The organism is Paenibacillus sp. 01T422 (genome assembly GCF_056398785.1).
The window spans coordinates 1-1,357 of the sequence record NZ_JBFTQB010001262.1; the positions used below are offsets into that span (position 1 = coordinate 1).

Genomic DNA, 1,357 nt, shown 5'->3' on the forward strand with positions numbered 1-1,357 from the left:
GAGATATGTCGGAGAATGTAACCCACACCGCAGTAGTGGAAGATTGCTTTAATCTAATGCTTGCATCGGAACGCATTTGCAACGCCTTCAAAGAGGCTGGCAGGGATCATATCCGATTTATCCAGTTCGGCAGTGTAACGCGGTCAGGAGATAAATTTACGGTCAACCTGCTGGATAAATACCGCTCGATCTGGCATACCCGCAATGAAAATGACCGACTCGGATACAAACTAGCGTTTGTACTCGGTTGGCTGTGCCATCGTGCAGCCGACCGGCAGATGAAGGTTGTTTTTCGTGAAGCAGAGCCAGAGTCACGTGAATTCCCTACAGATTGCAGCATTTATCATGACGCGTTTATTTTCCGCAAATTGTACGACGGCAACGGGAATACGCCGTTCCCTTACAGGACCGCTCATTTCGAGAAGCAATTAGAGAGCTTGTCAGCAGCAGCAGCCGTCGATGTCAACGGAGTTACCGATGTATACCGCTCTATCTGGCAGCAGTCACTGTTGAGACTTCAAACGTTCATTCCTCAAACGGAAGATCGGGACGGATGGTTGAGTAAGCTGCATGCCAAGCATCAGGAGCAGGTTATCCACCTGGACCGCTACGCCGAGGCGGTTGTCACACCACTTGCATCCAAAACTCAGCGATTTATTGTTGACACGAACTTTTACAATAGCGAAGATGCGATCTTGCGATTGTGCGAGGAGCTTCGCAAAGGTGAGAAACCATCGCAAGAGGAGATCGATGAAGCTTTCGAGGCGGAACCGACAAGCCATTACGCGCATGCTGTCCGTATGGGTTTTGGTTATCTGATAAGCGCCAGCAGCTATTTTACTGGAGCCATTGATGAAGAGATGCTCAAAGACCAACTCGACGTAGGCAAAAAAGGCAGAGATGGCCTAGCTGTGTAACGTCTCCCCGAAATTATGATGCACCGGCTCGTCCTATAAGGCGGTCCGGTGTAGTATAATTATGGCGTGCAACAAGAGAACAAGGCTGAGGGGGCGGATTATGTTCAGAATCAACCGGTACCTTACAAAGATGATTGTGTTCTCGATAGGGGTAAGCACGCTGCCTATCATCCTGCTGGGTCTGTTCTTTTATGTGAAAACGTCTAGTACGATTCAACAAAAGGTCAACGACGGTAACGTGTTGGTGCTTGAGCAGACGCGTCTACGGATCGAGCAGGTGCTAGGTGCGCTGGATTTGCAGATCGAACGACTTTCTGAGAGCATCTTTGTGACAGAGGCACTGGAAACTGGCATCACCCCGTCCCAATTTACACTTGTCCAAAATTTGCTCAGATCGATGTCCCAAGTGCAAACATTCGATGTTGGTGTCAGAGATGTTC

At 49.1% G+C, this 1,357-nt stretch carries 1 protein-coding gene and 1 pseudogene; both read left to right on the plus strand.

Annotation, left to right across the window (positions count from 1 at the left end):
* Positions 1-917 (plus strand): hypothetical protein (locus AC1DUA_RS37825; RefSeq protein WP_477504600.1); only part of this gene is annotated, 917 nt, incomplete at its 5' end.
* A 100-nt stretch (positions 918-1,017) separates the two neighbouring features.
* Positions 1,018-1,357: pseudogene (locus tag AC1DUA_RS37830) on the plus strand (helix-turn-helix domain-containing protein); the annotation flags it as partial.